Source organism: Paenibacillus sp. H1-7, assembly GCF_022354825.1.
Taxonomy (GTDB): Bacteria; Bacillota; Bacilli; order Paenibacillales; family NBRC-103111; genus Paenibacillus_S.
This window is the reverse complement of record NZ_CP031168.1, coordinates 60,889-86,584: the sequence shown is the minus strand read 5'-3', so window position 1 is coordinate 86,584 and position 25,696 is coordinate 60,889. Positions and strand designations below refer to the sequence as shown.

General features: G+C 52.5%; 23 protein-coding genes. 13 read left to right on the top strand and 10 right to left on the bottom strand.

Annotation, left to right across the window (positions count from 1 at the left end; all coding sequences use genetic code 11):
* Positions 1-118 precede the first annotated feature (118 nt).
* The 4 genes from DVH26_RS00425 (at position 119) to DVH26_RS00410 (ending at position 3,997) form a co-directional block, all read left to right on the top strand.
* Complete coding sequence (locus tag DVH26_RS00425) at positions 119-922, top strand: AraC family transcriptional regulator (protein ID WP_239630641.1); 804 nt, start codon at positions 119-121, stop codon at positions 920-922.
* 98 nt (positions 923-1,020) lie between these two features.
* Positions 1,021-1,992: an ABC transporter substrate-binding protein gene (locus DVH26_RS00420; RefSeq protein WP_239630640.1), complete on the top strand. Its 972-nt coding sequence runs from the start codon at positions 1,021-1,023 to the stop codon at positions 1,990-1,992.
* Between the two features lie 2 nt (positions 1,993-1,994).
* Positions 1,995-3,017, top strand: a complete 1,023-nt coding sequence (locus tag DVH26_RS00415; RefSeq protein ID WP_239630639.1) for a FecCD family ABC transporter permease — start codon at positions 1,995-1,997, stop codon at positions 3,015-3,017.
* Positions 3,014-3,997: a FecCD family ABC transporter permease gene (locus DVH26_RS00410; RefSeq protein ID WP_239630638.1), complete on the top strand. Its 984-nt coding sequence runs from the start codon at positions 3,014-3,016 to the stop codon at positions 3,995-3,997. Before DVH26_RS00415 ends, DVH26_RS00410 begins: the two co-directional genes overlap by 4 nt.
* A gap of 94 nt (positions 3,998-4,091) precedes the next feature.
* Here DVH26_RS00410 and DVH26_RS00405 read toward each other — a convergent pair whose 3' ends face one another.
* Entirely contained in the window at positions 4,092-4,355 is a 264-nt protein-coding gene (locus tag DVH26_RS00405) for a hypothetical protein (protein ID WP_239630637.1), read from the bottom strand.
* 80 nt (positions 4,356-4,435) lie between these two features.
* Entirely contained in the window at positions 4,436-6,199 is a 1,764-nt protein-coding gene (locus DVH26_RS00400) for a methyl-accepting chemotaxis protein (protein ID WP_239630636.1), read from the bottom strand.
* A 467-nt stretch (positions 6,200-6,666) separates the two neighbouring features.
* Between DVH26_RS00400 and DVH26_RS00395 the strand changes: the two genes are divergently transcribed.
* Positions 6,667-8,235 (top strand): methyl-accepting chemotaxis protein, encoded by a 1,569-nt coding sequence (locus DVH26_RS00395; RefSeq protein ID WP_239630635.1) that lies wholly within the window; start codon positions 6,667-6,669, stop codon positions 8,233-8,235.
* 10 nt (positions 8,236-8,245) lie between these two features.
* The gene (locus tag DVH26_RS00390) at positions 8,246-8,689 is read left to right on the top strand and encodes a chemotaxis protein CheW (RefSeq protein WP_239630634.1); all 444 of its coding nucleotides are present in this window, start codon (positions 8,246-8,248) and stop codon (positions 8,687-8,689) included.
* 71 nt (positions 8,690-8,760) lie between these two features.
* Here the strand turns inward: DVH26_RS00390 and DVH26_RS00385 are convergent, their stop codons facing one another.
* A complete protein-coding gene (locus DVH26_RS00385) occupies positions 8,761-9,075 on the bottom strand; it encodes a hypothetical protein (RefSeq protein WP_239630633.1) in 315 nt (104 codons plus the stop codon).
* Between the two features lie 139 nt (positions 9,076-9,214).
* Here DVH26_RS00385 and DVH26_RS00380 point away from each other — a divergent pair, with 139 nt between their 5' ends.
* Together DVH26_RS00380 and DVH26_RS00375 are read left to right on the top strand one after the other, a co-directional pair.
* Entirely contained in the window at positions 9,215-10,171 is a 957-nt protein-coding gene (locus DVH26_RS00380) for a helix-turn-helix transcriptional regulator (protein WP_239630632.1), read from the top strand.
* Positions 10,172-10,173: 2 nt separating this feature from the next.
* On the top strand, positions 10,174-10,449 hold the full coding sequence (locus DVH26_RS00375; RefSeq protein WP_239630631.1) for a TfoX/Sxy family protein: 276 nt from the start codon (positions 10,174-10,176) through the stop codon (positions 10,447-10,449).
* Between the two features lie 143 nt (positions 10,450-10,592).
* Here the strand turns inward: DVH26_RS00375 and DVH26_RS00370 are convergent, their stop codons facing one another.
* A complete protein-coding gene (locus DVH26_RS00370) occupies positions 10,593-10,985 on the bottom strand; it encodes a winged helix-turn-helix transcriptional regulator (protein ID WP_239630630.1) in 393 nt (130 codons plus the stop codon).
* 141 nt (positions 10,986-11,126) lie between these two features.
* Here DVH26_RS00370 and DVH26_RS00365 point away from each other — a divergent pair, with 141 nt between their 5' ends.
* Positions 11,127-12,374, top strand: a complete 1,248-nt coding sequence (locus tag DVH26_RS00365; RefSeq protein WP_239630629.1) for an MFS transporter — start codon at positions 11,127-11,129, stop codon at positions 12,372-12,374.
* Between the two features lie 144 nt (positions 12,375-12,518).
* Positions 12,519-13,361 (top strand): aldo/keto reductase, encoded by an 843-nt coding sequence (locus tag DVH26_RS00360; RefSeq protein WP_239630628.1) that lies wholly within the window; start codon positions 12,519-12,521, stop codon positions 13,359-13,361.
* A 58-nt stretch (positions 13,362-13,419) separates the two neighbouring features.
* Here DVH26_RS00360 and DVH26_RS00355 read toward each other — a convergent pair whose 3' ends face one another.
* Entirely contained in the window at positions 13,420-13,563 is a 144-nt protein-coding gene (locus tag DVH26_RS00355; RefSeq protein WP_239630627.1) for a hypothetical protein, read from the bottom strand.
* A 279-nt stretch (positions 13,564-13,842) separates the two neighbouring features.
* On the opposite strand from DVH26_RS00355, the gene DVH26_RS00350 reads away from it, so the two are divergent.
* Complete coding sequence (locus DVH26_RS00350; protein ID WP_239630626.1) at positions 13,843-14,154, top strand: putative quinol monooxygenase; 312 nt, start codon at positions 13,843-13,845, stop codon at positions 14,152-14,154.
* A gap of 108 nt (positions 14,155-14,262) precedes the next feature.
* On the opposite strand, the gene DVH26_RS00345 is transcribed toward DVH26_RS00350, so the two are convergent.
* The 4 genes from DVH26_RS00345 to DVH26_RS00330 form a co-directional block, all read right to left on the bottom strand.
* On the bottom strand, positions 14,263-14,628 hold the full coding sequence (locus DVH26_RS00345; RefSeq protein ID WP_239630625.1) for a DUF4180 domain-containing protein: 366 nt from the start codon (positions 14,626-14,628) through the stop codon (positions 14,263-14,265).
* A 47-nt stretch (positions 14,629-14,675) separates the two neighbouring features.
* Positions 14,676-14,987: a hypothetical protein gene (locus DVH26_RS00340; RefSeq protein ID WP_239630624.1), complete on the bottom strand. Its 312-nt coding sequence runs from the start codon at positions 14,985-14,987 to the stop codon at positions 14,676-14,678.
* Positions 14,984-15,550: a hypothetical protein gene (locus DVH26_RS00335; protein WP_239630623.1), complete on the bottom strand. Its 567-nt coding sequence runs from the start codon at positions 15,548-15,550 to the stop codon at positions 14,984-14,986. The genes DVH26_RS00340 and DVH26_RS00335 overlap by 4 nt, the downstream gene beginning before the upstream one ends.
* A 173-nt stretch (positions 15,551-15,723) precedes the next feature.
* Positions 15,724-16,311 carry a TMEM175 family protein gene (locus DVH26_RS00330; RefSeq protein WP_239635614.1) on the bottom strand — a complete coding sequence of 196 codons (588 nt, stop codon included), beginning with the start codon at positions 16,309-16,311 and terminating at the stop codon, positions 15,724-15,726.
* 305 nt (positions 16,312-16,616) lie between these two features.
* Between DVH26_RS00330 and DVH26_RS00325 the strand changes: the two genes are divergently transcribed.
* The gene (locus DVH26_RS00325; protein ID WP_239630622.1) at positions 16,617-18,908 is read left to right on the top strand and encodes a glycosyl hydrolase family 95 catalytic domain-containing protein; all 2,292 of its coding nucleotides are present in this window, start codon (positions 16,617-16,619) and stop codon (positions 18,906-18,908) included.
* Between the two features lie 61 nt (positions 18,909-18,969).
* On the opposite strand, the gene DVH26_RS00320 is transcribed toward DVH26_RS00325, so the two are convergent.
* Positions 18,970-19,935, bottom strand: a complete 966-nt coding sequence (locus DVH26_RS00320; RefSeq protein ID WP_239630621.1) for an aldo/keto reductase — start codon at positions 19,933-19,935, stop codon at positions 18,970-18,972.
* A gap of 306 nt (positions 19,936-20,241) precedes the next feature.
* Between DVH26_RS00320 and DVH26_RS00315 the strand changes: the two genes are divergently transcribed.
* Positions 20,242-25,569 (top strand): S-layer homology domain-containing protein, encoded by a 5,328-nt coding sequence (locus DVH26_RS00315; protein ID WP_239630620.1) that lies wholly within the window; start codon positions 20,242-20,244, stop codon positions 25,567-25,569.
* The last annotated feature ends 127 nt before the right edge of the window (positions 25,570-25,696 follow it).

The following is a 25,696-nucleotide window of genomic DNA, read 5'->3' as shown; positions in this document are numbered from 1 at the left end:
TTTTTGCTTGTGCTGGTCATAATAAATGTGTCAATATCAAGTAACGAGCATTTATGCAGTATGCTTTTAACATTTCATTTCATGTCTACCTATCCGACAGTCGAAAGGGATGCCCTCTATGGATTTTCAACAGCTTGTGGCAATGATTCCGGTATTCGGACAATTGGAATTAAGCTCCCTCTCCCAGACCATTTCCGCGTCAGCGGGAACGCATCTTTTGATCATGGTGCTGCGCGGCCATATTAGCGTCTCGTCGGAAGGGGTAGCCCCTGTCGTAGTGACACAAGGCTTCGCCTGCCATCCGAGCCGCCTGCCTCTTCATATTCAAGTTCCCAAGACCAAGGCAGCCGAGTACGCCGTCATCTCCTACCGCGTCTTTCCGGAGGAAAGCGTTTGGACCTTGCACGGGCCGCTTCGTACCCATAGCGAAATCAAAGTGAAGTATATGCTGGACGAGCTGATCCGCACGATTCACGAAATCAAAACGCATTCGGAGGAGGAAATCTCTATTCAGCAAATGCGCAAGCGTCTGATTTTGGAGCGGATGCTGTTTATCTATTTATACGAGACTCATATGGGGGAAGACAAGAAAGCTTCGGCTGCGTCGATCGAGGAATCCGTGTCCTATATTAACGAGCACTATATGCTGAAGCTGACCCTCCCCATGCTGGCCCAGCGGGCCGGGATGAGCGAAGGCCATTATACGGTGCTGTTCAAGCAGCATACGGGCTCGACCATGACTCATTACCTGCGCCAAATCCGGATTGAGAAAGCGAAGGAAATGTTCATTCAAACCCGGCTGCCCGCCAAAGAAATCGCTCAAAAGGTCGGATTCGCCGATTATTTCCATTTCAGCCGCATTTTCAAGCAGGAAGTCGGCTGCTCGCCGACCGAATTTCTGAAAAGCCTCACCAAAATCTAAAAATATAACATGTCCGATCATGAAAATAGATATGGTACGCAGGGGGAGTTCCAGCTAAAATCAATTGAGAATAATTATTATTATCAGGAGGAATCATCATGCATCGCTGGTTTAACCGTACCCTACATACCGCTCTATTGCTTGTTTTTACAATCGCTCTAGCCGCCTGCGGCCAGTCGGCTGCTCCTCAAGCCTCGTCCGGAAATACCGCGCCTCAGCCTGCACCGGCAGCGCAAGCCGATACAAAGATTACCGTCGAGGACGCCATGGGCACAGTCACTTTGGCCAAGAAGCCGGAACGCATCGTCACGATGGACTTCAGCTTTACGGATATGCTCGTCACGCTGGGGATCTCCCCGATCGGCATCGCGGACGACAGCAGCCCGGATCTGTTCATGGATTCCGTCAAAAGCCAGCTGAAAGGCTACACTTCCGTCGGCTCCCGCTACGAGCCCAACATTGAATTGATCAGCTCGCTGAAGCCAGATTTGATCATCGTCGATATCAATAAGCACAAGAATGCGCTGCCGCAGCTGAAGGCTATCGCCCCTCTGCTCGTGCTGAACGATTTTCAAGCCGACTATGACCAAATGCTCAAAAACTACATAATTACCGCCAAAGCCGTAGGCAAAGAAGCCGAAGGAAAGAAGCGTCTGGATGAGCACAACAAGAAGATGGAAGAGGCGAAGAAAAAGATTAAAACCGCCACTTTGACCGTGCTTCCGGCTGTTGTGAATCCGAAAGGCTTCTTCGGCCACTCCGACCATTCCTACTCCGGCTCAATCGTTAAGATGCTTGGGTTCAGCGATCCTCTGAAAAATGAAACCGCGTATCCGCAGCTGACGCTGGAGCAGCTCGTCGAAACGAATCCGCAGGCGCTCTTCCTGATGCCTACGGAGAAAGTGACGATTGCAGACGAATGGGCCAACAACCCGCTATGGAAAAAAATCGACGCCGTCGCCAACAAGAAAGTGTACACGGTCGAAAGACGCGATTGGTCGTTATCCCGCGGTATGCTGGGCTCGGAAAAAATCGCAGAAGATATTTTGAAGCAACTGGGAGATAAATAAGGATGGTCAAGAGCACCCCGATGGAAAAGCAGAGCCGGACATGGTTTCTGCTCTTCCTTTTTTCTTTGTCCTTCGTCCTGCTCGCCGCCGGCATCCTGTTCAGCCTCAAATGGGGCCAAGCGCAAGTGTCCTGGAGAACGCTGTACGAAGCTTTGACCTATCAAGGGCAGGAGAAGGCCCATTTATATATCCAGACACTGCGCCTCCCGCGCACGCTGACGGCTTGCATCGTAGGCATTCTTCTGGCATTGGCCGGATTGCTGACACAGCTGGTGACCAAAAACCCGCTCGCCTCCCCCCATATATTCGGAATCAATGCGGGGGCTTCCCTAGCCGTCGTGTTCGGCCTGGTCGTATTGTCGGATCTGTCGCTCATGGGGTCGATTTGGCTCGCTTTCGCCGGAGCGGCGGCAGGGGCCATGCTGGTCTGGTCGCTGGCCGGCTCCGGCCATAAACAATATGTCCGGCTGGCGTTGGCGGGCATTACGGTTCATTTCCTGCTGTCGTCATTGACCGAGGGGATGATTATCCTCAATCAGCAATCGACCGACAGCATGATGTTCTGGCTCGTCGGCTCGGTGAATCAGGCCGGTTGGCCGGAGGTGCGGGTGATCCTGCCGTTCCTGGCCGGCGGGCTGCTGCTGCTCGGGTTCATGCTCCCCTCGTTCCGGCTCCTGCTGATCGACGATGAAGTCGCAGCAGGCTTGGGCCAAAGGGTAACCGTCGTCAGAGCGGTCGGCATGCTGCTCGTCATCGTCATGGCCGGCTCCTCGGTGGCCATCTGCGGACCGATAGGCTTCATCTGCCTCATCGTGCCTCATATCGCGCGAGCCTTGGTCGGCAGCCAATTGACGGTGCTTGCTCCGCTCACCGCGCTGCTTGGCGGCATCCTGCTCGTCTATTCGGACTTGCTCAGCCGCTTGATCGCGTTTCCGTTCGAATCGCCTGTAGGCATCGTCACCTCGGTAATCGGCGGTCCCTTCTTCATTTATTTGGCCCGCCGAAAAGGAGGTGCCTCGCGATGAGAAAACCGCTTGCTCTAGGCTTGGCGCTGCTTGCCTTAATTGTGTTGTCCGTTCTGTCCGTAAGCGTCGGCACCGTTGCCGTTCCCTTCGGCCAAGTGGGAGCCAGCCTCGTCTCGCCGGACAGTCCGACGTATTTTATCGTCCACGAGGTCCGGCTGCCGCGGGTGCTCGTCGGTATTCTGGCCGGCTTCGGCCTGGCGGTCGGCGGGGTCATCCTGCAGAGCGTGATCCGCAATCCGCTGGCCAGCCCCGATGTCATCGGCGTGACCAAGGGTGCCGGTCTCGCCGCCGCGGCGGTCATCTTCCTGTTCCCGAAGGCGCCCGGCTACGCGATTCCGGCAGCCGCGTTCGCCGGAGCGATCGTGGCGTTCGCGCTGCTGACGCTGCTCAGCCGGCGGTTGACCTTAACCCCCGCATCGCTCGCCCTCGTCGGCGTGGCCATTGGCGCGGTGCTTCAAGCGGGGACGCAATATTTGATCGTCACTCATCCGACGAACATTAACATGGCGCTGCTGTGGCTGTCAGGCAGCTTATGGAGCCGGGGCTGGAAGGAGCTGTACGCCCTTCTGCCGTGGGTCGCCCTGCTCGTGCCCGTCGCATGGGGAAGCTTCGCCAAGCTGAACGTGCTCCAGCTTGGCGACGAGACGAGCGCCTCGCTCGGGCTGCGCCTCACCCGGCAGCGGTTCCTGCTCCTGCTGCTGGCCGTAGCCATCGCAGGCATATCCGTCTCGGCCGTCGGCGGCATCGGGTTCGTCGGGCTGATCGCCCCTCATATGGCACGCAGCCTCGTAGGAGGACGCCACCAATGGCTCATCCCATTGGCGGCATTGATCGGCGCCGATCTGATGCTGCTCGGCGACTGCCTAGGGCGCATCCTCATCATCCCGCGGGAAGTGCCGGTCGGCATTATGACCGCGATCATCGGCGCGCCGTACTTCGTCTACCTGCTGCGCAGAGAGCGCTCCCGCCGATGGCGTTGACATACGCGAGTGCCGCTTAAGGCTCACAAAAAAATCCCCGGGCTCGTCTCTCCATGAGCCCGGGGATTTTCTATATCAGCTTGCTATCGACCGTTTAATCTTCGTAGGTTACGAAGCCTTTTTTGATCAAATAATCCATTTCCGCCTCGAGAATCGAATCTACGGTAAGCTCGTTCAGCTTGACGTCCGGACGGCGCAAAATGTAATCGATAATGTCGTCGATATCGACATCATCGGATTTGGCATTGTTAAGATAGGCTTGCTCGTGCTTCAATACCAATTGGATGTGCTTGACGTCCGCCTTCGTTTTGTCGGCAATGTATTGAACAAGCTCCTGCTCGTTTAATTGTTCGCTCATTAAGGTTCATCTCCTTGTCTTGATCTCCAAACGCCATTGTAACATATCGCACCGATGGATACCTAGACCGTTCAGACGAATTATACCTTCACCTGCTTGACTGCCTCCCGCATATCGTGGGTCATGCCGCTAAGCGTCTCGGCGGAAGCCGCAATCGTCCGCACCGCAATCAGCTGGATGTCCGTCAGCTCCAAAATTTGCTTCGTTTGCTCGGACGAATCTTTGGCGATATCTGCGATGCCGATGACCGAGGCGGCGACCTCCTCCGATCCGGCGGACATCTGCTCCGTAGCTGCCGAAATATCCTGGATTTGCTCGGAAACGAAGCGGAACTTGTCCACGACGCTTGCGAGAGCTTGCTCCGCATCGTCCGCCAGCACGGTCCCCGTCTTCACTTCTTTGGAGCTTGTCTCCATAGCTTGGCTGATTTGCAGCGATTCCTGCTGAATATGATGAAGCAGCGTAGAGATGACTTGCGCCGAACCGGCGGCATCATCCGCCAGCTTCCTTACTTCCCCCGCCACAACAGCGAACCCGGCTCCGTGCTCCCCGGCTCGTGCCGCCTCGATAGAAGCGTTAAGTGCCAGCAGCTTCGTCTGATTCGCGATCTCCGATATCGCGCCTAGAGCCCCTTCGATCTCCTGTGAATACCCATTCAGAGCGGCAACGCGCTTGACCGCTTCCTCGGCTGCCACGGAGATGGTATGAATCTGCTCATTCATTCGCTGCAGCGTATGTCTTCCGCTCTCGGCATCCTCCAGAGCTTGCTGCGAGGCGTCGGAGACAGTCAAGGACGCTTCGGATATGCGCTGGATGGCCGCCGTAATTTCTTCCATGGAACGGCCGCTCTCCACCGTGCTGACGCTCTGGGTGTAAGCACCGTCGGCCACCCGGCTTACGGCGGCGTTGACCCGGGTATTCATCTCCAGCACATGGCGCGCTTCCACGGAGAACCGGTCCGATGACGCCACGAGCTGCTCGGATGTCTGGGCGATGTTCGATACGATCCTGCCTATGATGGTGTTCAGGCTGACAGACATTTGCACCATCGCCTCATGGACGGCGCCGATCTCGTCCTTGGACTTAACGGGATGGTCCTGCAGCAGCTTGTTCGCTTGCGCCAGCTCGCCGTCCGCGATATGCCGGGCTCCGGATACGATCCAGCGGAGCGGACTCAACGCACGGACAAGCACCCAAGCGACGAACGCAAGACCGGCAGCGGTCATCGCGATCAGCAGCAAATAGAATGGGATATTGCTGCGGATCACACTGGCCGAGATGCTGTCCAGGACGGCGGCATCCGTATCGATACCGAGGACGCCCAATAGCGTACCGTCCGCACGCTTTAACGGAACATATGAAGAAATGTACTTGCCGTACTGCGGGTTATCGATAATTTCCGAGCTCGAGGCCTGCCCCTTCAGCAGGAGCTGCACCGACTCGGGAGAAATATCCGTCACTTCATTGATGGGAGACGCCGAGTCCGAGTTTTTCGGCTGGCCGTCTATCATAATCAGCGGCTGGCCGTTCGCGTCGATGCGAACCAAGTACACATACAGAGCGCCAATCTGCGTTCGAAACAGATCCAGCTCCTGCCGGATCGACCAGTACAGGTCGTTTTCCTGCGGATTTTTCATAAACGTCTCCAGCTTCCCTGTATCCAGCTGCTTGGAGTAGCTTCCGGCCATCCTAATGCCGTACGTCGCAATGACGTCCTCCGCCGCCTTCTTGGCGTTGCTTATTTGCAAAAATAAATACCCCGACGACAATACGAGGATAACGCCCATCACTGCGGCAGCAATCTTTACCGCCAAACGCTTCTTGAACCATTCCAACGATTTCATTGATCCCATGCCCCTTCTGTCGCGACCATCCGAAATTGCGCTTCATCGATTTCATTGATTCAATTCGACATTTTCTTCCACTTCCCTTCCTGTCTATCGGACTAATTCACTACTTTTTTTACCTGTTTTCTTCGGTTAATCCATTAGCACTACATCTTTACTACAGATTTCTTCGACACGATCCTTGGAAATATTTTCACTTGGCCGTTTACACCCTGCAGGTGCGCATGTATAATGAGGTTGCAATAAACAAATTCGACATTTTTTTACAATTTCTACACAATGAAGCGCAGCCTTAGCCATGCTGGTAATCCCGCTATACTGCCAGATTTCCCTAGGGTTAGCGTTCTTATAGGAGAACCCTTGGCTTAGCCGTTGGTTCTTTTTCCCATACCAGGAGGTGACTTTAAGTAACATAGTCCTGTAACACCAGCTCTCGAAACACATCCAATCGGAGGCGAGTACAGATGAAAATAGCAACCTTGTTAAAAGTCATCGGATCTGTGTTTATTATCGTTTCGGTTTTGTTAGTGGCATGCACTTTCATGCTTCGCAGCAACTATGAGGGTGTTCAGGAAACGTCGGAGCGCAGAGCGGAGCTGAAGCAAATCGGCTTCGATCTGGTTAATGCCTCCGACTATTTAACGAATGAAGCCCGAAAATATGTCCAATTCGGCCAAAAAACGTATTATGACAACTATTGGCGCGAAGTGAACGAGACCAAAACGAGAGACCGTGTCGTTACCCGACTGAAAGAACTGAACACTCCCGAAGCCGAGCTTAGCTTGATTGAGAAAGCCAAGCAGCTGTCCGATACGCTGGTCAAGACGGAGGAAGCCGCCATGGACGCCGTCGCCAAAGGCAATATGGACGAAGCACGCAGGCTCATGTTCGACGATAATTACGAGAAGAACAAAAAAACGATTATGGACCCCATCTATCAATTTCAGGACAAGATGAACGCCAGAGCCGAAAAAGATGCGGAGCAAGCGCAAGCCTCTTTCCACTTCTATTTGGTGTCTACGATCGTTCTGATCGTTGTCGTAGCACTGATTATGCTCGCGTCGGTGTGGCTGCTCATTTACAAGCTGAAGCCGTTGCAAACGGTCGTACATAAATTGAAGGAGCTGTCCAGCAACGAAGGAGATCTTACCTCAAGGCTGCCGGATACGAGCAAGGATGAAATCGGCGACCTGTCCCGCTCCTTTAACTTGATGCTGTCAAATTACCAATCGTTCGTGCAAAACATTATGACGTCGGCCCAGCATGTCGCTGCGGCATCGCAGCAAATTTCGGCCGCCACCGAGGAAATTGCCAGCGGCAGCCAGAGTCAGGCTTACTCCGCGCAGCAAATCAATCAGCTGTTCAAGGAATTGAATGACGGTATAGACTCGATCACCAAAAATGCTGAGGAGGCCGCAACCTTATCGGAAAATATGTCCATGGTCGCCCACGAAGGCGGCAATGTGATTAAAGGCTCCATCAAAGGCATTACCGAATTGAAGCAGCAAATCGGCATGCTGGAGAAGGATTCGGATAAAGTCGGGGAAATCATCGAAGTGATAGATGAAATTGCCGAGCAAACCAACCTGCTCGCTCTTAACGCCGCCATTGAAGCCGCAAGGGCCGGGGATCAAGGAAGAGGCTTCGCCGTGGTTGCCGACGAGGTCCGCAAGCTGGCGGAGCGCAGCACTAAGGCCACGAAGGAAATTTCCTCCATTATTAAAGGCATGCAGAGCAATATGAAGGACAGCGTCGGGGCTACGAACGAGGCGGTTATTAATACGGATAAAAGTGGTGCCGCCTTCGAGAACATCATCTCCATGATTCAGCAAGCTTCATCCAAGATCATGGAAATTGCAGCGGCCATCGAAGAGCAGTCCGCCCAGTCGTCAAGCGTTATGGAGTCGGTGGAGATGATTGCCGCCTCCTGCGAGCAATCGGCTGCCGCATCGCAGGAAACCGCCGGGTCGTCCCAGTCGCTGTCTGTGCTTGCCGAGCAGCTGAACCGATCGGTTGCCGCCTTTAAAGTTTAGGGCGCACCTTATGATGAAGGAGCCTATCGGTCATAAATTCATCGAGGTTCGTGTCGGCGCCGAGAAATACGCTTTAGCCATTCATTGGATCAAGGAAGTGATACGGGTTCCTGCGATTACGACCCTTCCCGCTTCGCATCCCTACTTTCGGGGCGTCATTCATTTGCGCAACGCGGTGCTTCCGGTATATCTTCTTTCCGTTCTGCTTGGCTCCGATCCTGCGCCTGCCGAACGCTCGGCCCGTATCGTGATCTTACAGCTTGCCGACAGCTGCATAGGAGTAATGGTCGACGAGGTGATCAAGGTGACCGGCACAGCTAACGTACAGCCTCCTCCCGATGCCGGCGGAACCGCAGAGCCTGCACTGTTGTCGGGACTGTATCTCGAGAACGGCGATATTGTCGGTATTCTGGACATTGTCCGGCTCGCCACTTTACTTGGCATTGAGTCGTGATAAGGTAAAGAAGGCACCCTGTGACGGGTGCCCTCTTTGCTGTTTTCTTCAGGAAACAAGGGTGGCAGCAGTTATCTAACCTTCAATTCAGAAACTTTGTCATAATAATGCAGCGATACGGTCTCCATATTCAGCAGCCGGAATCCTTCCTTGCATTCGGGCATGCTCATCAGCGTCTTTTCCGCATCCTTGGCAGTCGGAAGATCCTCCCATTGAATCACCTCTACCCAAGTCTCCGCCTCGGAAGAGTAATATACGTCACGGCTAATAAATCCTTTGATTTGCGGCAGTACCCGATTAAGCACATCAACGGTTTTCAAGTACAGCTCCGTATCCGCGGGCGATTGCAGCTTGTAGTGCGTAATCTCTGTGCATGTTTTGTTCATTCTTATCTCTCCTGTTCATTCTCCTCATCGAAGATCATAACCGGCCGGTTGCCCTTCTCATACACAGAATAGCATGGAATGGTGTCAAACCTTGTCACACATGTAGGATAAACTTAGAAAGGAAAGGAGGCGCTATGGAATGAACAAGACCCAGCGTTTGATCGCATTGATTCTGACCCTGAACTCCAGAAAAAAATATACCGTGAAGCAGCTGGCCGAAGAGCTCAACGTTTCACGTAGAACAATGCTCCGCGATTTGCAGGAGCTGGGCGAGCTTGGTATTCCCCTTTATTCGGAAATGGGTTCCCATGGAGGCTATCAGGTATTGAAGGAGCGTACACTACCTCCGATTGCATTTACCGAGAACGAAGCTATCGCGCTCTTCTTCGCCTGCCAATCGCTGCAAAATTACCGTCAGCTCCCTTTCGAATCGGAGAGCCGCTCCGCGCTGAACAAATTTTTTAACTATTTACCCCGCGATACGCAGCAGCGGATTTCCGAGCTGCAATCCAAGCTCTTGTTCTGGGTTCCGCCCCATGATTACGATACGCCTTATCTCCGGCAGCTGTTGAACGCCGCATTAGACCGTCAAGCTCTGTCCGTAACGTATGCATCGGAGAACGCATCAAAACAGCGGGACATCCAGCCGATGGGCCTGTACTCCATGAACGGTATCTGGTATTGCCCCTCCATCGATTGCGATACCGGCAAGGTACTGACTCTCCGGGCGGAACGATTCCGCAACGTGGAGCCGAGCCAGCGGACATATCAGCGCGACCGGCTGGATAAGTTAACCGTTAAGGATTTCATTTTGTGGGAGGATGAGACCGAGGAAGCCCTTCCATTGGAGGTTGCCTTAACAGCAAGAGGTGTGCTTAGATGCCGGTCTGACTTATGGTTGTCACAAGGGCTGACGATAGAGGAAGACGGCTCCGGCCATATTGTGAGGCAAATCAGACCCTCGTTCCTGCCGTGGGCAGCCACGTTCTTCCTGTCCTTGAGCAAAGATGCGGTTGTCCAACAGCCCGATGCGCTGCTGCAGCTTATGAAAAGCCATATCGAAGAGCTCCAATCGTTGTATATGAAGGAGAACTGAAATTGAAAAAAACGTTGAATTTAAAAAATATCGGGCCCAAAAGCGAATTCATGTTAAAAGAGATCGGCATTCACAGCTACGATGACCTGAATGCAATGGGCTCGGTCCAAGCATATATAGCCATGCAGGAACACTACCCCGGCCGCTTGACTTTAAATGCACTGTACGCCATGGAAGCCGCTTTGTGGGGAATTCATTGGCTGGAGCTGCCTGTTGAGGTCAAAGAAACATTAAAAGCGGAGCTGTCGAAGGCAGCCAAAGAAACTTCTTCAACATAAACGAAAATACGGCTCCCTGGCCCCTTCTATTACATGATCGTGAACCGCGGCGAGCGCCCGTTCCGGTCATTTTTGCATCTATAGGACAGGTGTTCCCCCTCCGCAAGGCTGCTCCGCGCTGCCAGCAGCCGCGATATCGGCGGTCAGCTCTCATCGTCCTTCTTGTTCAATATGTTGTCTTCCAACACGGCAAACTTGTCTCCGTATTCCCGAATAATGTGTCTCTCTCCCCAGGAGCATAAGGAATCGAGAATCGATTTCAAGCTCCATCCGTATTCGCTCAGCTCATATTCCACTTTCGGAGGCACCTGATTGTAGACGATGCGATTGACGATGCCGTCATCTTCCAGCTCCCGCAGCTGCTGAGTCAGCATTTTTTGCGTAATGCCGGGCATAAGCCGCTTCAGATCGCTCGTCCGTTTCTTCCCATGCGTTAAATGGCACAAGATGACGCACTTCCACTTCCCGCCAATTACCTCCAATGTTGCTTCTACAGAAATATTGTATTTCTTCTTCAAAACCGCCTCTTTCACCATCGCTAGTCCTCCCCTGCTGACTGTATAGGAACTTTTCAGTGCCTATAGTACTTCAAAGTACGTACTGTTCAATTTCATCCTAATAATTGATAATAGCACTTACCGGCCGGATATCACAATATTGCAGCTAGGAGTGAAACCATGTCACTAGAGAGAAACCGAAGTACCTTAGCGTTGCTGGCTTTGGCCGTCAGCGCCTTTGCGATTGGAACAACCGAGTTTATCAGCGTCGGGCTGCTGCCGCTCATTGCTGAAGACCTCCATATATCCGTTACCACTTCCGGACTAACCGTTACTTTATATGCTCTTGGAGTCACGTTCGGAGCCCCTGTGTTAACGTCATTGACTTCCGGCATTCCGCGCAAAACGCTTTTGCTGTGGATTATGCTGGTATTTATCGCAGGCAATCTGCTCGCCGCGCTTTCCAGCGGGATTGTCCTGCTGCTGGCAGCCCGTGTCATCTCGGCATTGGCACATGGCGTATTCATGTCGATCGGCTCGACGATAGCGGCCGACCTGGTGCCCGAGAATCGGAGGGCGAGCGCCATTTCGATTATGTTCTCCGGGCTTACCGTTGCGACGGTAACCGGGGTACCGATCGGGACCTTCTTGGGTCAACAGCTTGGCTGGCGTGCTGCTTTTATCGGAATCGTGGCCGTCGGGATTATTGCTCTTATCGCCAATTTGATCCTTGTCTCTTCCAATTTGAGCAAGGGAGTGTCGACCCGTCTGAGCGATCAAGTAAAGCTGGTCACTACCGGACGGCTGCTGCTTGCCTTTAGCATCACGGCTTTAGGCTACGGGGGCACCTTCGTCGTCTTTACCTATTTATCCCCGCTGCTGCACGAGATAACCGGCTTTGGCGAAAAAACCGTAGCCATCATCCTGCTCGTCTACGGAATCGCCATAGCGGTCGGCAATGTGATCGGAGGCAAGGCCGCCAATCGTAAGCCCGCTGCAGCTCTATTCTATATGTTCGCGATTCAAGCCGTCGTGCTGCTGGCGCTGACCTTCACCGCACCGTTCAAGACGGCAGGGCTGATCACGATCTTTTTCATGGGATTGTTCGCCTTTATGAACGTGCCAGGCTTACAGGTGTATGTGGTCATGCTCGCCGAACGGTTCGCGCCGAAGGCCAAGGATGTCGCCTCCGCCGTCAATATCGCCGCGTTTAACGCCGGCATTGCGATAGGAGCTTATCTAGGCGGGGTCGTTACCGATTCGATGGGGCTCATTCATACGACGTGGGTAGGCGCCTTGATGGTGTTCGGAGCCGTGCTGTTGACCGGCTGGGCAAGAGCTTTGGAGAAGAAAGACGCCTCCGGACGCAGTCCCGCTGCAGCGAACCGGGATGCCCATGCTAATAGCCTAAGCGCACAAAACGGATAATTCATTATCCGCTCGATTTCCTACAGCGGGCGGGTTAACATTTTCTAATCGATTCATAAACAGGTAATGCTAATTTGCATTTATATTTGCTTGCATTTGTATCAACACTACTCATCATACCAACCTATAGGAGGCTATATTCTTATGATTACTCATCTTCAAGACACTGTAACGCTGCATAACGGAATCCAAATGCCGGGTCTGGGGCTCGGCGTGTTCAAAGTAGAAGAAGGACCGACTCTCGTTCAAGCAGTCATTACAGCTATTCAGCACGGGTACCGCAGTATCGATACCGCGGCTATTTATGCCAATGAAGAAAGCGTCGGCGAAGGCATTCGCCAAGCGTTGGCGGCTACCGGACTCAAGCGGGAGGATCTTTTCATCACCTCGAAGGTATGGAACGCCGATCTGGGATATGAAGCGACATTAGCCGCTTACGAGACGAGCCTGCAAAAATTGGGTCTCGACTATCTCGATCTTTATCTCATACATTGGCCGGTACAGGGCAAATATAAAGAGGCGTGGAGAGCTCTGGAAGCTTTGTACGCACAAGGACGGGTCAAAGCTATCGGGGTAAGTAATTTCCAAATCCATCATCTTCAGGATGTAATGAGCGACGCCACTATCAAACCTATGGTCAATCAGGTCGAGTTCCACCCGCGCTTAACCCAAAAGGAGCTGCTCCAATTCACGAAGGAGCACGGGATTCAGCTCGAAGCCTGGTCTCCGTTAATGCAGGGCGAGCTGCTCGATAACCCGGAATTGAAGGACTTGGCTGCGAAATATAACAAATCCGTTGCCCAAATCATTCTTCGTTGGGATGTGCAGCACGGCGTCGTGACGATTCCGAAGTCTATTAAAGAGCACCGGATCATCGAAAATGCGGCTCTGTTCGATTTCGAACTGAGCCAAGACGATATGGACCGGATCGATGCGTTGAACCAAAATCTTCGCGTTGGACCCGATCCGGACAACTTTGACTTTTAATTGACAATGTTGACAAAAAAAGACGCCTTCCTCTGAGCGGGAATGGCGTCTTATTCATTTAATCAGAAGCGGCCGCTGCTTGCACTGAAGCCTCCAGCTGACGCAATATCTCCTTATTGATACGGAGCAGCTCCGCACGGTCCTCTTCGCTCATAGTGTCCAGGATCGCCGCCATCGCCCGGTACGAATTGGCGTTTTCCATCGACTTCCTCGCTGTGTCTTTCCCCTCCGGCGTTAAGGTCAGCTTAACCTCTCTCCGGTTCTCTTCCGGGATGTCCCGAACGACCAGACCCGATTGAACCAGCCCGTCAATATTGACGCTGACCGTTACCCGCTCACTGAGTCAAACCCCGTGCTACTACGTGTTATTGAACACGGATCATTACCATGCTTCTATCAGAGAGATTGTCAGTTGATATTGTCCACCTAGTAAGAGAAAATAATAGTGTTGTATACCAAATGAACGATAAGAGGTGTAGGAATGAGCAAATACGGGATGTACGTGAAGTTTACGGCTCAAGCCGGCCAGCGGGACGCTCTGGCAGCCATTCTGTTAGAGGCGGCTGTTGGCGCACAGACCGATCCGGATTGCGAAGTCTACATAGTCAATGTGTCGGAGACGGAGCCAGATACCATCTGGGTCACCGAGGTATGGAGCCACGAGGAGGCGCATAAGGCTTCCCTGCAGCTGGAGGAAACCAAAGCGGCCATTCAGCGCGCCATGCCGTTAATAGCCGGGGTTGAATCTATCCAGGTAACGCCTATCGGTGGCAAAGGGATCCCGCAAGCCTAATTCATTGCTCCATTTATTGCACAGGAAAAAACCGGGGGAGCCGCTGCTTCCCCGGTTTTTTGCTTGCCCTGATCTGCTCGGCTGAGAATGCGCTCCCTAGCCCGCTGCCTAATTCACACTATGAAGCGCTTGAAGCGCCGTCGATTCGTCGGGCAAAAAGAACACCTGCTTGCCATGGTTGCTTTCATAAATAAAATCCTTCAAGCTTTTGCTTCCATACATGTCAAAGTTGCCGACAATGGCCAGCTTCACATGGTAATTCGTATATTTTTGCAATATTTCGCCTGCCAGCCGGGTACTCAAATCGAAAAACGATTCCGTAATATTCGACTTGTGGAGAAGGATTTTGTAGCAATCCTCGTATTTGAGTGAAGCCATCAGATCGAGCGCGTCTTGAACGTCGTTGATTATGATGTCAGAGCTTGTAACTACGGCTACTTTCGAGTCTCCTTGCTGGTTGATCTGAATTTGCATGTCCTCGCTACCTTTCCGTCGATGGGATAGTGTTTCATTTAGCTAAATTATACCACGGTCACTTCCACTTCTATACTTTTTGCTACAATCTCGAGCGAAGCGCAGTCCAACTCATCCCAATTCGTAAAAATAAATTTGCGGAACGGTTCGCTTTCTTTCATTACGCTAACGGCGTACAGCATCATCCCAATGGGCTTGTTGGAATGAATCATTTGGACATCGCAAAACGTCAGCACAACCAGCTCCCCCTCGTACCCTCTTAAGGAAACGGAGAAATTGTGGTTTTCCCAATGGGTTGAGGTAATGTAGCTGTCGTGCACCCTGTCATCCCCAACATAAGCGATAAATTGATTGTTCATCTCTCCGCCGCTCCCTGCTCTCTCTTAACAAGCGCTGTAGAGAATTGAACGGTAGTGCCTTGAATAGTATTTCTGAGTACGTCGCGGAATGCAAAGGCGGCTGCGTTATTATAATTTCCGTAAAAATCGGACAGATCGTCATTGTAAAATTGGATGACTTTGGCCTTAAACACAGGGTACACATACGTAATTCCAAAAACCGCGCGGGTAGCGGCGAAGTTGAACAGCCGATTGGTGCGGAAAGCGGTACGGTAGAGCCGGGCGATTTCGCGCGGCTTAAGCGCAGCACGGATAGGCTCTGCTACACGGCCTTGAAAGGTTTTTACTTTGACTTTGACCCGGGTACTCCCGAACGTTTTGTTCAGCACCAGGAGCGTAGCAAGCGCCTGGGCTTTTTGCAGCCCACGAACTCGAAGCGTAATGATGAAACTGCCGTTCTCCGTAGTGCACAAAGGCGCTACTCGTACCAACGGATCATTGCCTACGGAATACTTGATTTCATTGTAATACGTGGCCTCAGGCGGAGATAACGCGACCCGGGCCTGCTTTGCGGGGACAGCCATGCCTTGGCTCCTTTCCAATACCAACAGGATTCAAAAAGTGAGAACTCACTATTGAATACCATCCTATTGTGCATAGGACAGGTTGGAAACAGCACCCACCTAGGGGGAGAGCCTTTTTTTGCAGGCTTGTCGTCCGTCTCTTCTTAGTCCTTTGACCCTGTGGAACCGGCGTTCTAGTCTGTCGCTTTCCCTCTCAAGACGCTTTCGATCCGCTTATCCGGCATGAACCAGATCACGGCCATCAGCACGAAGAAAAAGCACGCTACCCACGGGCTGATGTAAGCCGCCACGACGGCCAGTAAATAGAGCAGCGGTGAAGCCTTGCCTTTGATATCCTTGCCCATCGCCGCCACGATAGCGGAATCGGAAGGATGCTGCTTAAGAATGGCCTTTTGCAGCAGCCGGTATGCAATCGCCGCTAGCAGCAGTACAATCCCATACAGAGCAGTCGGCGTGGAGGCGAAATTGCTCTCTCCCATCCAAGCCGTTGTGAAAGGTACGAGCGAGAGCCAGAATAGCAGCAGCATGTTCAGCCACATCAGCTTTCCATTCATCACATGAACAGTATGGAGCAGATGGTGATGGTTATTCCAGTAGATCCCGACATAAATAAAACTGAAGACGTAGCTGATAATCTTGGGGACAAGACCTAATAACGAACTCCAGTCATGACCTTCAGGCACTTGAAACTCCAGTACCATGATGGTAATGATGATAGCCAGTACGCCGTCGCTGAACGCTTCCATTCGGTTTGTTTTCATCATTTCACTCTTTTCTTTTCGCATGGATTTCCCCTCAGGCCGTCGATTCGGCGTTGCGGTAAGGGACTGCTGAGTGGTTTCGACATCAAGGAAACCAATTCCTTTTTATTCTGTTGAACGACATAGTCCTAATCACTCTATATGGGCGCGGAGGCCGAAATTCAGCCTGCTATTTTTTGGTAAATTTACGACAAAGCCAAAGGATTTGTTCAAATACAGGAAGGGCCAAACTCGTTAGAATAGCAAAGAAGAACGAAACAACCCCAATTATTGAACAAACAGTCCATGATGAGGTGAGAAAACCAATGCTAACTTCTAAGAAACAAGCTCTGAGCGAATGGGAAGAGCTGTCCGGTATTTTGTCAGGGATTACGGGCCGTTACACGTCTCCGCCGCCGATTGAGACCGTTATAACCAACGGTTACACTTCCGGTCAGCTGCTGGCAAACGGCGATCTGTCCATAACTTCCGACGGAAGGGACGGAACGCAAACGTACTATATAGCCAAGTCCGACTTCTGGGCCCCGTCAAGCCAGAAGCTGACGTTTGGATCCGTGTCCGTCAAAGGGCCGAACTCCGGTACCGAAGCACAGCCGGACCCCGATTATTTGCAGGAGCAGGATATTTTGAACGCCGAAGTCCGATCGACTATGCGAATCGAAGGCGAGCTCGTTCATATGCGGACATGGCTAGCGGCATCGGAGAACCTGCTCGTGACCGAGCTCCGGACGAATCCAAATGCCCAAGCCATCCCGATCCAGGTGGAATTGGCCGTACCCGATAATCCCGGCTACCCTTACCAAAGCGGCACCGAGGACGGCATCATCTGGGTTACAAGAACGAGCGCCCCAAGTCCGGAGGATCACGCCTGGTTCTCCTTGGCCGCTGCGGCTGTGCGAGTTGTCGGTGCGGACGCGGTACCGTCCGTCCCTGTGCCCGGCTCGAGCTTCGCCCGCTTCGAATTCGAGCTGACGCCAGGCCAGCCGGTACAGGTGTACACAGTCATTCAAGGCGATGGCAGACCTTATGAGCAAATCAGACACGATATTCCGCACTACCTGAACTCCGTCAAGCAGCGCGTAGAGCAGCTGACTGCAAAAGATGTCGCTCAGCTTCATCAGGAGCATTTGGACTGGTGGAAGGAATTTTGGCTGAAGTCCTACGTGAAGCTGAATGACGAGGTGCTGGAGAAGTACTATTATGGGGCGCTTTATGCGCTAGGAGCAGCGGTTCGGGAAGGCTTCCTTCCGCCCGGCGCCTACTCCTCCTGGAACAACAACGATACTACGGGCCCACTATACGGCTCCGGCTATTACTTGAACTATAACTACGAAGCCGCCTTTTACGGCGTATTCAGCGGCAACCGTCCGGAGCTGGCGAATGCTTACTATCCGCCGATTATGGCGGAAATTCCTTTCCAGCGGAACGCGACGGCTAAGGCAGGCTACAAGGGCGTCTCCTTCTGCCGGTCATTCCGGCCGATGCGAATTTACAACCGTCCTCCCGAGCCGTTGGACATCGCAGATACGAAAGACTACAGCAAGCTTCCAGCCGACCAGAAGACTAACGGCACGTTTGCCGCGCTGCCCTTCCTGTGGCGCTACCAGTACATGTACGACGTCGATTTCTTCCGCAGCGTCACCTACCCGTTTCTGAAGGAGCTGGCCGAATTCTGGATGGACTATTTGGAAAAAGGCGAGGACGGCTATTACGATGTACTGCACACCGGGGTGAACGAAGGCGGCGACGATATCAATCCTACTTATGACTTGGGCTTGATCCGCTCGTTATTCCAGGCTTTGATCAAGGGAAGCCGGGACTTGCAGGTCGATGCCGATCTGATTCCTGTATGGCAGGAAGTACTCGACCATCTAACGCCGTATCCTAGAGGCGAAATGGACGGCAAGGAAGTGTTCTTGCTGGCCGAAGAAATTCACAACCATATCAAGGGCAATGCTCTGATCAACAAAAGCGACCAGCCGATCATGCTGGAGGGAGTGGTGCATCCGAGCGACAATCTGGCGATCGGATCGGATCCGGAGCTGCTGCAGGTGGCGAGGAATACCCTGGAGTACATTAATCCGTTCGAACCCGGGGTACGGGGCTCGTCGCTCAACGGCTTCCCCAAGACGTTCACTATCGCCGCCAGAGTAGGCTGGGATCCGGAGGATTTGATCGGCAAGTTCAAGACCGTCATCAACCACTTATGGCGGGAAAACCTGACGGTCCGCCAGTCCGGCGGCGGGTTGGAGACATCCGGCTCCATCGAGACGATCCATTCGATGTTCCTGCAAACGAACGATAATACTCTGCGCGTGTTCCCTAACTGGCCGCAAGCCCGTGACGCCAAATTCGTCCGGCTTCGCGCCAAAGGAGCTTTCGTCCTGTCCAGCGAGCTGAAGGACGGCCGGGTCACGCACGTACAATTGACGAGCGACCAGGGCCGTCTGCTGAGGCTGGTCAACCCTTGGGGACAGCAGCCGATTCGCGTCCTGGGCGAAGACGGAGCTCCTGTCGAGCATACTATCGAGGACGGAGTTATCCTCTTATCGACGTCGGCAGGCGCGACCTACACCTTTACAGCTGATTCGAAATAAGCTTCTATGTAAAAGCAAAGACACCGGCGAAGTCAACCGCCGGTGTCTTTTTATCATGCGTTTATTTAAATCGGTTAGCCTCAGGATCTTCCGTATCGAATCCAACGGCTTCAATTGCGGTCCACAGCTCGGAAGGAATCGGGAAGCTCGCAAGCTCCAATGTCTGGGTGACTCGTTCCGGCTTGGTCATGCCGACAACCGTACTGGTGACACGCGGGTCACGCATAGAGAATTGAAGTGCCGCTGCAGCCAGTGGCACATTGTATTGCTGGCAAATTTCCGCATACGCTCTTGCACGCTCAATGATCAACGGCGGCGCTTCACTGTAAGCGTAGCGGGAGTATGCATCCGGACCTTTGGCCAACATGCCGCTGTTATAAGGAGCTGCATTGACTACTGCAACGCCCAAACGATTGGCGACATCCAGCAAAGGATCAGCGGATCGATTGAGCAGCGTATAGCGGTTATGGGTCTCAACGGCGCTGAACTCTCCCGTTTCTACGTACTGAATGAGCATGTCAATAGGACCGCCGGACATGCCGATGTGCTCGATGACTCCTTGATCCTTGAAGCTTTTCAAAACTTCCAGCGGACCACCCGGACCCATAACATTTTCAAAAGTTGTATGTTCCGGATCATGAATGTACACATATTGCAGGCGGTCTAGTCCTAGACGTTCAAGACTTCCTTCGATGGAGCGCTTGATCTGCTCACCGCTGAAGTCGCCGGTCTTCAGGCAGCGGTCCGCTTTGGTAGCGAGTACGAAGCCCTCAGGCAATCCGCCGTTTTCTTTGATAACCTTGCCGATACGACGCTCGCTCTCACCATCGCCATAAGCGGCGGCTGTATCAAGGAAGTTGATCGAGCTTGCAAACGTAGCACGAACCGTTGCCAGCGCATTTTCTTCCGGAGCGCTATAGTTAAAGGTTTCAGGCATATCGCCGAGTGGAGCACCGCCAATGCAAAGCGGCGAGACTAACAGGCCGGTCTTGCCAAGCGGCCGATGGGACAGCAAAGAGTTAGACATGGAGTGATCCTCGCTTTCTTTTTTGGGAAAAGTGTATTGCTCGCTAAGTAACAAAAAAATTGCCTAATTGCTTTCCTGCTTTGCTACTTTAATAGACTATTATATTTTACAATACTATTTCCTACTTTTGTTAGTAGTATTTTCGAAAAGTGGGACATTTTTTGTACCCGCCCGATCCTATCATGCCGTGGGTTTTTTTTCCTAATTCTAGAGGTTTTTCGAGCTTAATCGCGAATTTATAGTACTTTCAGCATGTTATTACTAGCAGTATCAGAATACATTTAGTTTGGATGAGGAGCGACAAGAATGAACAAGAAACGAGTTTCCATGGTGCTGGTGATGGTACTGCTCGTATCGCTGCTTTCGGGCTCACTATTGCCTGCTCGGGATGCGGCTGCAGCCGACATATGGATCCCCATCAGCACCCCGGGCGAGCTCAGTGCTATGAGCAGCAATCTATCGGGGAACTATATGCTCATGCAGGATATTGACCTAGCGGATTTCGACAACGGCGATCACCAAGGATGGGATCCGATAGGCGTCTATTTATCCGATCCGTTTAAAGGAAAATTCGACGGCAATGGGCATACGATCCGAAATCTGACCATAAACAGGCCTAACCAAAATTACGTCGGATTGTTCGGGTATGCTGACGGAGCTATGATTTCGAATTTACGTTTGGACAATGCGATGATCAGTGGACATTCTTATGTTGGAGGGATTGCCGGACAAATGACGGCATCCACTCTCTCGAATTCTTCCGTACAAGGGACCATTACAGGAAACAGATCTACTGGTGGTTTGGTAGGCTACAGCGGCCAAAACACACTAGCGGATAACTATGCGGAAGGAACGATGCTTCTCGGTTCATCTCCTGGGGGAAACTTCGGCGGACTCGTTGGATATAGTACAGGCAACGGAATTGCCGGCACCGTTTCTCGATCGTATTCGACCTTTACAGTCCCCTCAGGTCCGGCCTCCGGCGGTCTGATCGGCTTCAATGGTAACACCGCGATTTTATCATCTTATTGGGATACTCAGACAAGCGGGAAGAGCGACTCTGCCGGCGGGACAGGCAAGACCACAGTCGAGATGAAACGCAAAGCGACCTATGCCGGATGGGATTTTACTACGACCTGGGGGATGATCGAAGAGAGCACCTACCCGCTGCACCGCAATGACTATTTGAATGTCGCGTTAGCCTCACTCACGGTTAAAGATGCAGGCGATAACTCTACTCTGCCTTTAGACCGTGCTTTTGCCAGCGATTATGGTGTCTACTCCTTACAGGTCGTCAACAAAACCGGTCAGATCGTCGTTGCCGGTACTCCGGTAACAGGGACCTCCTCCGTATCGGTTGACGGGGGCGCCGACTCGAAGACCCTTACGCTTTCCACGGGTAAAAATGAATTTCAAATTAAAGTTACAGCGACAGACGGATCGTACGCTGAGTACAAGTTAACGGTTTATCGCGATGCCGGTACGACCCAGTATCCGCACCGCATCACAACGGCCACTCAGTTGTCCAAAATTGGCGATCCCGCCGAAGGCTACGGTATGAGCCAAGTGTACAGGCTGGATGCCGACTTGGATCTATCCTCTTTCATCTCAGGAACGGGATGGTCGCCGATCGGCACCAGCTCCAACCCTTTCGCGGGAGTTTTGGACGGCAATGATCATACGGTTTCACATATGACCGTTAATGCACCAATGTCAGATCATGTCGGATTATTCGGCTATGCGAACGGAGCAACGTTGAAAAACATTGCCCTGATCGACGCCCATATAACGGGGAACGAGAAGGTTGGCGGATTAATTGGAGCCGCAGAAAACGTCAACGTCAGCGCAACTGCAGTGCAAGGAGCCGTACACGGCAGCAAGCATGCGGGAGGCTTGGTCGGCAGCGGAGACAATATGACCGTGAGCGGTGCAGCGATGCAGGGAGCCGTATACGGCAATGAAAACGTCGGCGGACTGATCGGTGAACTGTTGCAATCGGGATCCTCGGTTAGCGAGTCGTACTCAGCTGCTTTGGTTTCCGGCGACATCCTCACAGGCGGTTTGATCGGATTCAACAACGGAGGAGATGTCTCCAATTCATTCTGGGATACGGATAGCAGCCGCCAATCCAATTCAAACGGAGGAACCGGGAAAACGACGAGTCAAATGATGACAAAGGCTACGTATACCGGCGCAGGCTGGCTGTTCGGCAGCGGCCATCGCTGGGGCATCATTGACGGCACAACTTACCCGATGCCGAATACCGCCTTAGACAGTGTCTCGCTTAACGGTTTGACGGTAACCGCACCAGGTGCATCGGTTTCGATGGGCAGCTTCGATAAAAACAACGGCATCTATTCGGCAGCGCTCAGTACGCCTGTAGCCAGAGCTACGGTAGCGGCCACAGCTGCTGCCACAGGCGCAACCGTCACGGTGAACGAATCGGCCGGCAGCAACATCGCTCTTACGCTTGGAAATAATCCGGTTGACATAAGGGTTAAATCACCCGACGGCTTATGGCAGGGCCTCTACCGCTTAACGATCATCGTGCCTACACCGCAGCCGAAGTCGGTTCAATTACCGGCCAACGGATTTTACGGTATCGGTCAGCAGCTGGATTTTACCGTTACCTATGATAAGCCTGTTGATGTTGCAGGAACGCCGACGATTCCGCTATATGTGGGCACAACAGTTAAAGCTGCCCAATATATCGGCAAGCCGCCCGGTGAGCCGGCTAAGCTGTTATTCCGCTACACGGTACAAGCCGGCGACAAGGACATGGATGGTATCGCTTTAGGAAGCGAGATTACTACAGCAGCTCCTGCAGCGATTACAGCACTTGGCTCTAACGTTCCGCTAACTTTATCCGGCATAATCCCTTCTACGAGCAACATATTGATTAACGGCGTTGTCCCGTCGATAGTCCTGACACCTTCGACAACAGCGCCAACGAATGGACCTGTAACGATTTCCGTAACGTCGGACGGAACGATCCTTAAATGGGCTGCCGGCACCCACGCTGCTTCCTATTTTACCAGTGCAGGCACGGCAATCGCTTCCGGCGGGTCCTTCCTGGCATCGAGTAACGGCAGCTATACCGTCTATGCCAAGGATGACGTAGGAAACGCAACGGTTCAAATCATTACCGTTTCCAATATCATCACGCAAAATCCAGCTATTCTACTTGATTACAGTCCGAAGAGACTTGTCCATTCCGGTGTAAATGTCTCCGTAAACGCATCGGTTTATGAGGAGGATAAAGGCAATACGTTGGCCGTCTTGAAATGGGCTAATGGCATTAGAACAGTTAGCGATTTCGCCAATCCCGCATTCGGAACGGATGTGTTGGACTCAAGAAGCTTTCATGTGAGTCATAACGGGACTTACACTGTTTATGCAGCCGATGCAGCAGGCAATTCCAAAGTCGAATCGATTACTATCAGCAACATCGTCACACAGCTTCCGGCCCTAACGTTGGACTATAGTCCGAAGAGTCTTGTCCATTCCGGTGTTGATGTCTCCGTGGCGGCATCGGTCTATGATGGAGGGACCGGCAATACGTTGGCCGCCCTGAAGTGGGCGCCTGGTCAGCTTACAGCAAGCAGCTTCACGGATCCTTCGTTCGGGACGGATCTGTTGGGGTCAAGAAGCTTTCATGCGGCTCAAAATGGCATCTACACCGTTTACGCAGCCGATGCGGCAGGCAATTCGAAGGTTGAAACGATTACTGTCAGCAACATCGTCACGCAGCTTCCGGCCCTAACGTTGGATTATAGTCCGAAGGGTCTTGTCCATTCCGGTGTTGATGTCTCCGTGACCGCATCGGTCTATGATGCAGGGACCGGCAATACGTTGGCCGCCCTGAAGTGGGCGCCTGGTCAGCTTACTGCAAGCAGCTTCGCGGATCCTTCGTTCGGGACGGATTTGTTGGATTCAAGAAGCTTTCATGTGGCTCAAAACGGTATCTACACCGTTTACGCAGCTGATACGGCAGGCAATTCGAGGGTCGAAACGATTACTGTCAGCAACATCGTCACGCAGCTTCCGGCCCTAACGTTGGACTATAGTCCGAAGAGTCTTGTCCATTCCGGTGTAAATGTCTCCGTGACCGCATCGATCTATGATGCAGGGACCGGCAATACGTTGGCCGCCCTGAAGTGGGCGCCTGGTCAGCTTACTGCAAGCAGCTTCGCGGATCCTTCGTTCGGAACGGATCTGTTGGGGTCAAGAAGCTTTCATGTGGCTCAAAACGGCATCTACACTGTTTACGCAGCCGATACGGCAGGCAATTCGAAGGTCGAAACGTTTACTGTCAGCAACATCGTCACGCAGCTCCCGATCCTTACTCTGGATTACAGTCCGAAAGATTCAGATCAACCTAGCGTCGATGTAACCGTGTCGGCGTCGGTATACAATGCAGATGCCGGTAACACGTTAACGGCCTTAAAATGGGCGCCTGGTCAGCTTACTGCAAGCAGTTTCGCGGATCCTTCATTCGGGACGGATCTGTTGGGGTCAAGAAGCTTTCATGTCACAAAGAACGGAGCCTACACAGTCTTTGCGGCGGATTCGGCTGGCAATCAACAAGTCGAATTTATCGAGATTGCGAATATTTTGAATCCAACAACACCTGTCGATACGACTCCAACAACGAATCGGAGGAATCCTTCGAGTCAGAGTCAGTATGGTATAGTTCCTGGCCAAGCCTACACCCTTACAATCGATGGAATTACGCTGCAGATCCCTGTGGGTGCTATCACAGAGCCGATGAATATTACTATGAGGAACGCGACGAGCGAAGCACTTCAACTGCTCGGACCTGATCAGAAGCTGCTGAGCGATGCCTTTGCTATAACAAAAGATGTATCCGGTAAGTTTGCCATTCCGGTTACACTTAAAGTGCAATGGACAAGTAACCAATTAGGTGCTAATCAACGGCCAGCGATATTCTATTATGATGAAACGGTCCAGCAATGGGTAGAAATTGAGAGCAAGCCCGATGGCAGTGTCGTCATAGGGCAAACCGATCACTTTACTTTGTTTGCCGTCATGCCTGTTCATCTGGCAGTGGAGACGCAGCAGGAAAAAACCTTCTCGGATATCGCCGGCCACTGGGCGGAGGCAGAAATCCGGGAAAGTGCTGCACTGGGCTGGATCGATGGCTATCCGGACGGCACATTCCTTCCAGACAAACCGATTTCCAGGGCGGAATTCGCGGTCATGCTTAACAATGTATTGCATTTGCCGGCTGGTTGGGAACTGCCTTTCGCGGATAAGTCAGACATTCCCGGATGGGCTTCCCCAGCAATAGCGAGCGCTGTCCGAGCCGGTATCGTAAACGGATATTCAGACCGTACCTTCCAGCCGGATGTACGAATCGTTCGCGCGGAAGCAGCGGTTATGATCGCCAAAGCCGCAGGACTGAAGGCTGAACAAGCTGCAAAGCCAACTTTCTCGGATGACGCCTCCATTGCCGTTTGGGCAAAAGCCTATATCGAGGCTGCGTATAGAGCGAAGCTCATTCAAGGCCAATCGGGCAACTTATTCAACCCGCAAGCTCCCGCAACACGGGCAGAAGCAGTAGTTCTGCTCAAGCGGCTGACTGCCCATCTTCACCCTCAGGCAGACAGGTAATTTCTTATTCGGAGAAGCCTGCGTTGATGAGAAAACCGTCCTTCGGCGTCTTCCGAAGATGATCGAGCGCGTTCATCGGTAGTTTTTATCACCAAACAAAAAGAGCCCCCATAATAAATAGGGGCTC

What these genes read in the sequence shown, in the direction of transcription:
- DVH26_RS00355 (WP_239630627.1), bottom strand. Translation starts at nt 13,563, where the DNA reads ATGGAAAACGCCAATTCGTACCGGGCGATGGCGGCGATCCTGGACACT.
- DVH26_RS00410 (WP_239630638.1), top strand. Translation starts at nt 3,014, where the DNA reads ATGAGAAAACCGCTTGCTCTAGGCTTGGCGCTGCTTGCCTTAATTGTG.
- DVH26_RS00320 (WP_239630621.1), bottom strand. Translation starts at nt 19,935, where the DNA reads ATGTCTAACTCTTTGCTGTCCCATCGGCCGCTTGGCAAGACCGGCCTG.
- DVH26_RS00330 (WP_239635614.1), bottom strand. Translation starts at nt 16,311, where the DNA reads ATGAAAACAAACCGAATGGAAGCGTTCAGCGACGGCGTACTGGCTATC.
- DVH26_RS00425 (WP_239630641.1), top strand. Translation starts at nt 119, where the DNA reads ATGGATTTTCAACAGCTTGTGGCAATGATTCCGGTATTCGGACAATTG.
- DVH26_RS00380 (WP_239630632.1), top strand. Translation starts at nt 9,215, where the DNA reads ATGAACAAGACCCAGCGTTTGATCGCATTGATTCTGACCCTGAACTCC.
- DVH26_RS00415 (WP_239630639.1), top strand. Translation starts at nt 1,995, where the DNA reads ATGGTCAAGAGCACCCCGATGGAAAAGCAGAGCCGGACATGGTTTCTG.
- DVH26_RS00315 (WP_239630620.1), top strand. Translation starts at nt 20,242, where the DNA reads ATGAACAAGAAACGAGTTTCCATGGTGCTGGTGATGGTACTGCTCGTA.
- DVH26_RS00400 (WP_239630636.1), bottom strand. Translation starts at nt 6,199, where the DNA reads ATGAAATCGTTGGAATGGTTCAAGAAGCGTTTGGCGGTAAAGATTGCT.
- DVH26_RS00360 (WP_239630628.1), top strand. Translation starts at nt 12,519, where the DNA reads ATGATTACTCATCTTCAAGACACTGTAACGCTGCATAACGGAATCCAA.
- DVH26_RS00385 (WP_239630633.1), bottom strand. Translation starts at nt 9,075, where the DNA reads ATGAACAAAACATGCACAGAGATTACGCACTACAAGCTGCAATCGCCC.
- DVH26_RS00420 (WP_239630640.1), top strand. Translation starts at nt 1,021, where the DNA reads ATGCATCGCTGGTTTAACCGTACCCTACATACCGCTCTATTGCTTGTT.
- DVH26_RS00370 (WP_239630630.1), bottom strand. Translation starts at nt 10,985, where the DNA reads ATGGTGAAAGAGGCGGTTTTGAAGAAGAAATACAATATTTCTGTAGAA.
- DVH26_RS00350 (WP_239630626.1), top strand. Translation starts at nt 13,843, where the DNA reads ATGAGCAAATACGGGATGTACGTGAAGTTTACGGCTCAAGCCGGCCAG.
- DVH26_RS00325 (WP_239630622.1), top strand. Translation starts at nt 16,617, where the DNA reads ATGCTAACTTCTAAGAAACAAGCTCTGAGCGAATGGGAAGAGCTGTCC.
- DVH26_RS00395 (WP_239630635.1), top strand. Translation starts at nt 6,667, where the DNA reads ATGAAAATAGCAACCTTGTTAAAAGTCATCGGATCTGTGTTTATTATC.
- DVH26_RS00390 (WP_239630634.1), top strand. Translation starts at nt 8,246, where the DNA reads ATGATGAAGGAGCCTATCGGTCATAAATTCATCGAGGTTCGTGTCGGC.
- DVH26_RS00345 (WP_239630625.1), bottom strand. Translation starts at nt 14,628, where the DNA reads ATGCAAATTCAGATCAACCAGCAAGGAGACTCGAAAGTAGCCGTAGTT.
- DVH26_RS00365 (WP_239630629.1), top strand. Translation starts at nt 11,127, where the DNA reads ATGTCACTAGAGAGAAACCGAAGTACCTTAGCGTTGCTGGCTTTGGCC.
- DVH26_RS00340 (WP_239630624.1), bottom strand. Translation starts at nt 14,987, where the DNA reads ATGAACAATCAATTTATCGCTTATGTTGGGGATGACAGGGTGCACGAC.
- DVH26_RS00335 (WP_239630623.1), bottom strand. Translation starts at nt 15,550, where the DNA reads ATGGCTGTCCCCGCAAAGCAGGCCCGGGTCGCGTTATCTCCGCCTGAG.
- DVH26_RS00405 (WP_239630637.1), bottom strand. Translation starts at nt 4,355, where the DNA reads ATGAGCGAACAATTAAACGAGCAGGAGCTTGTTCAATACATTGCCGAC.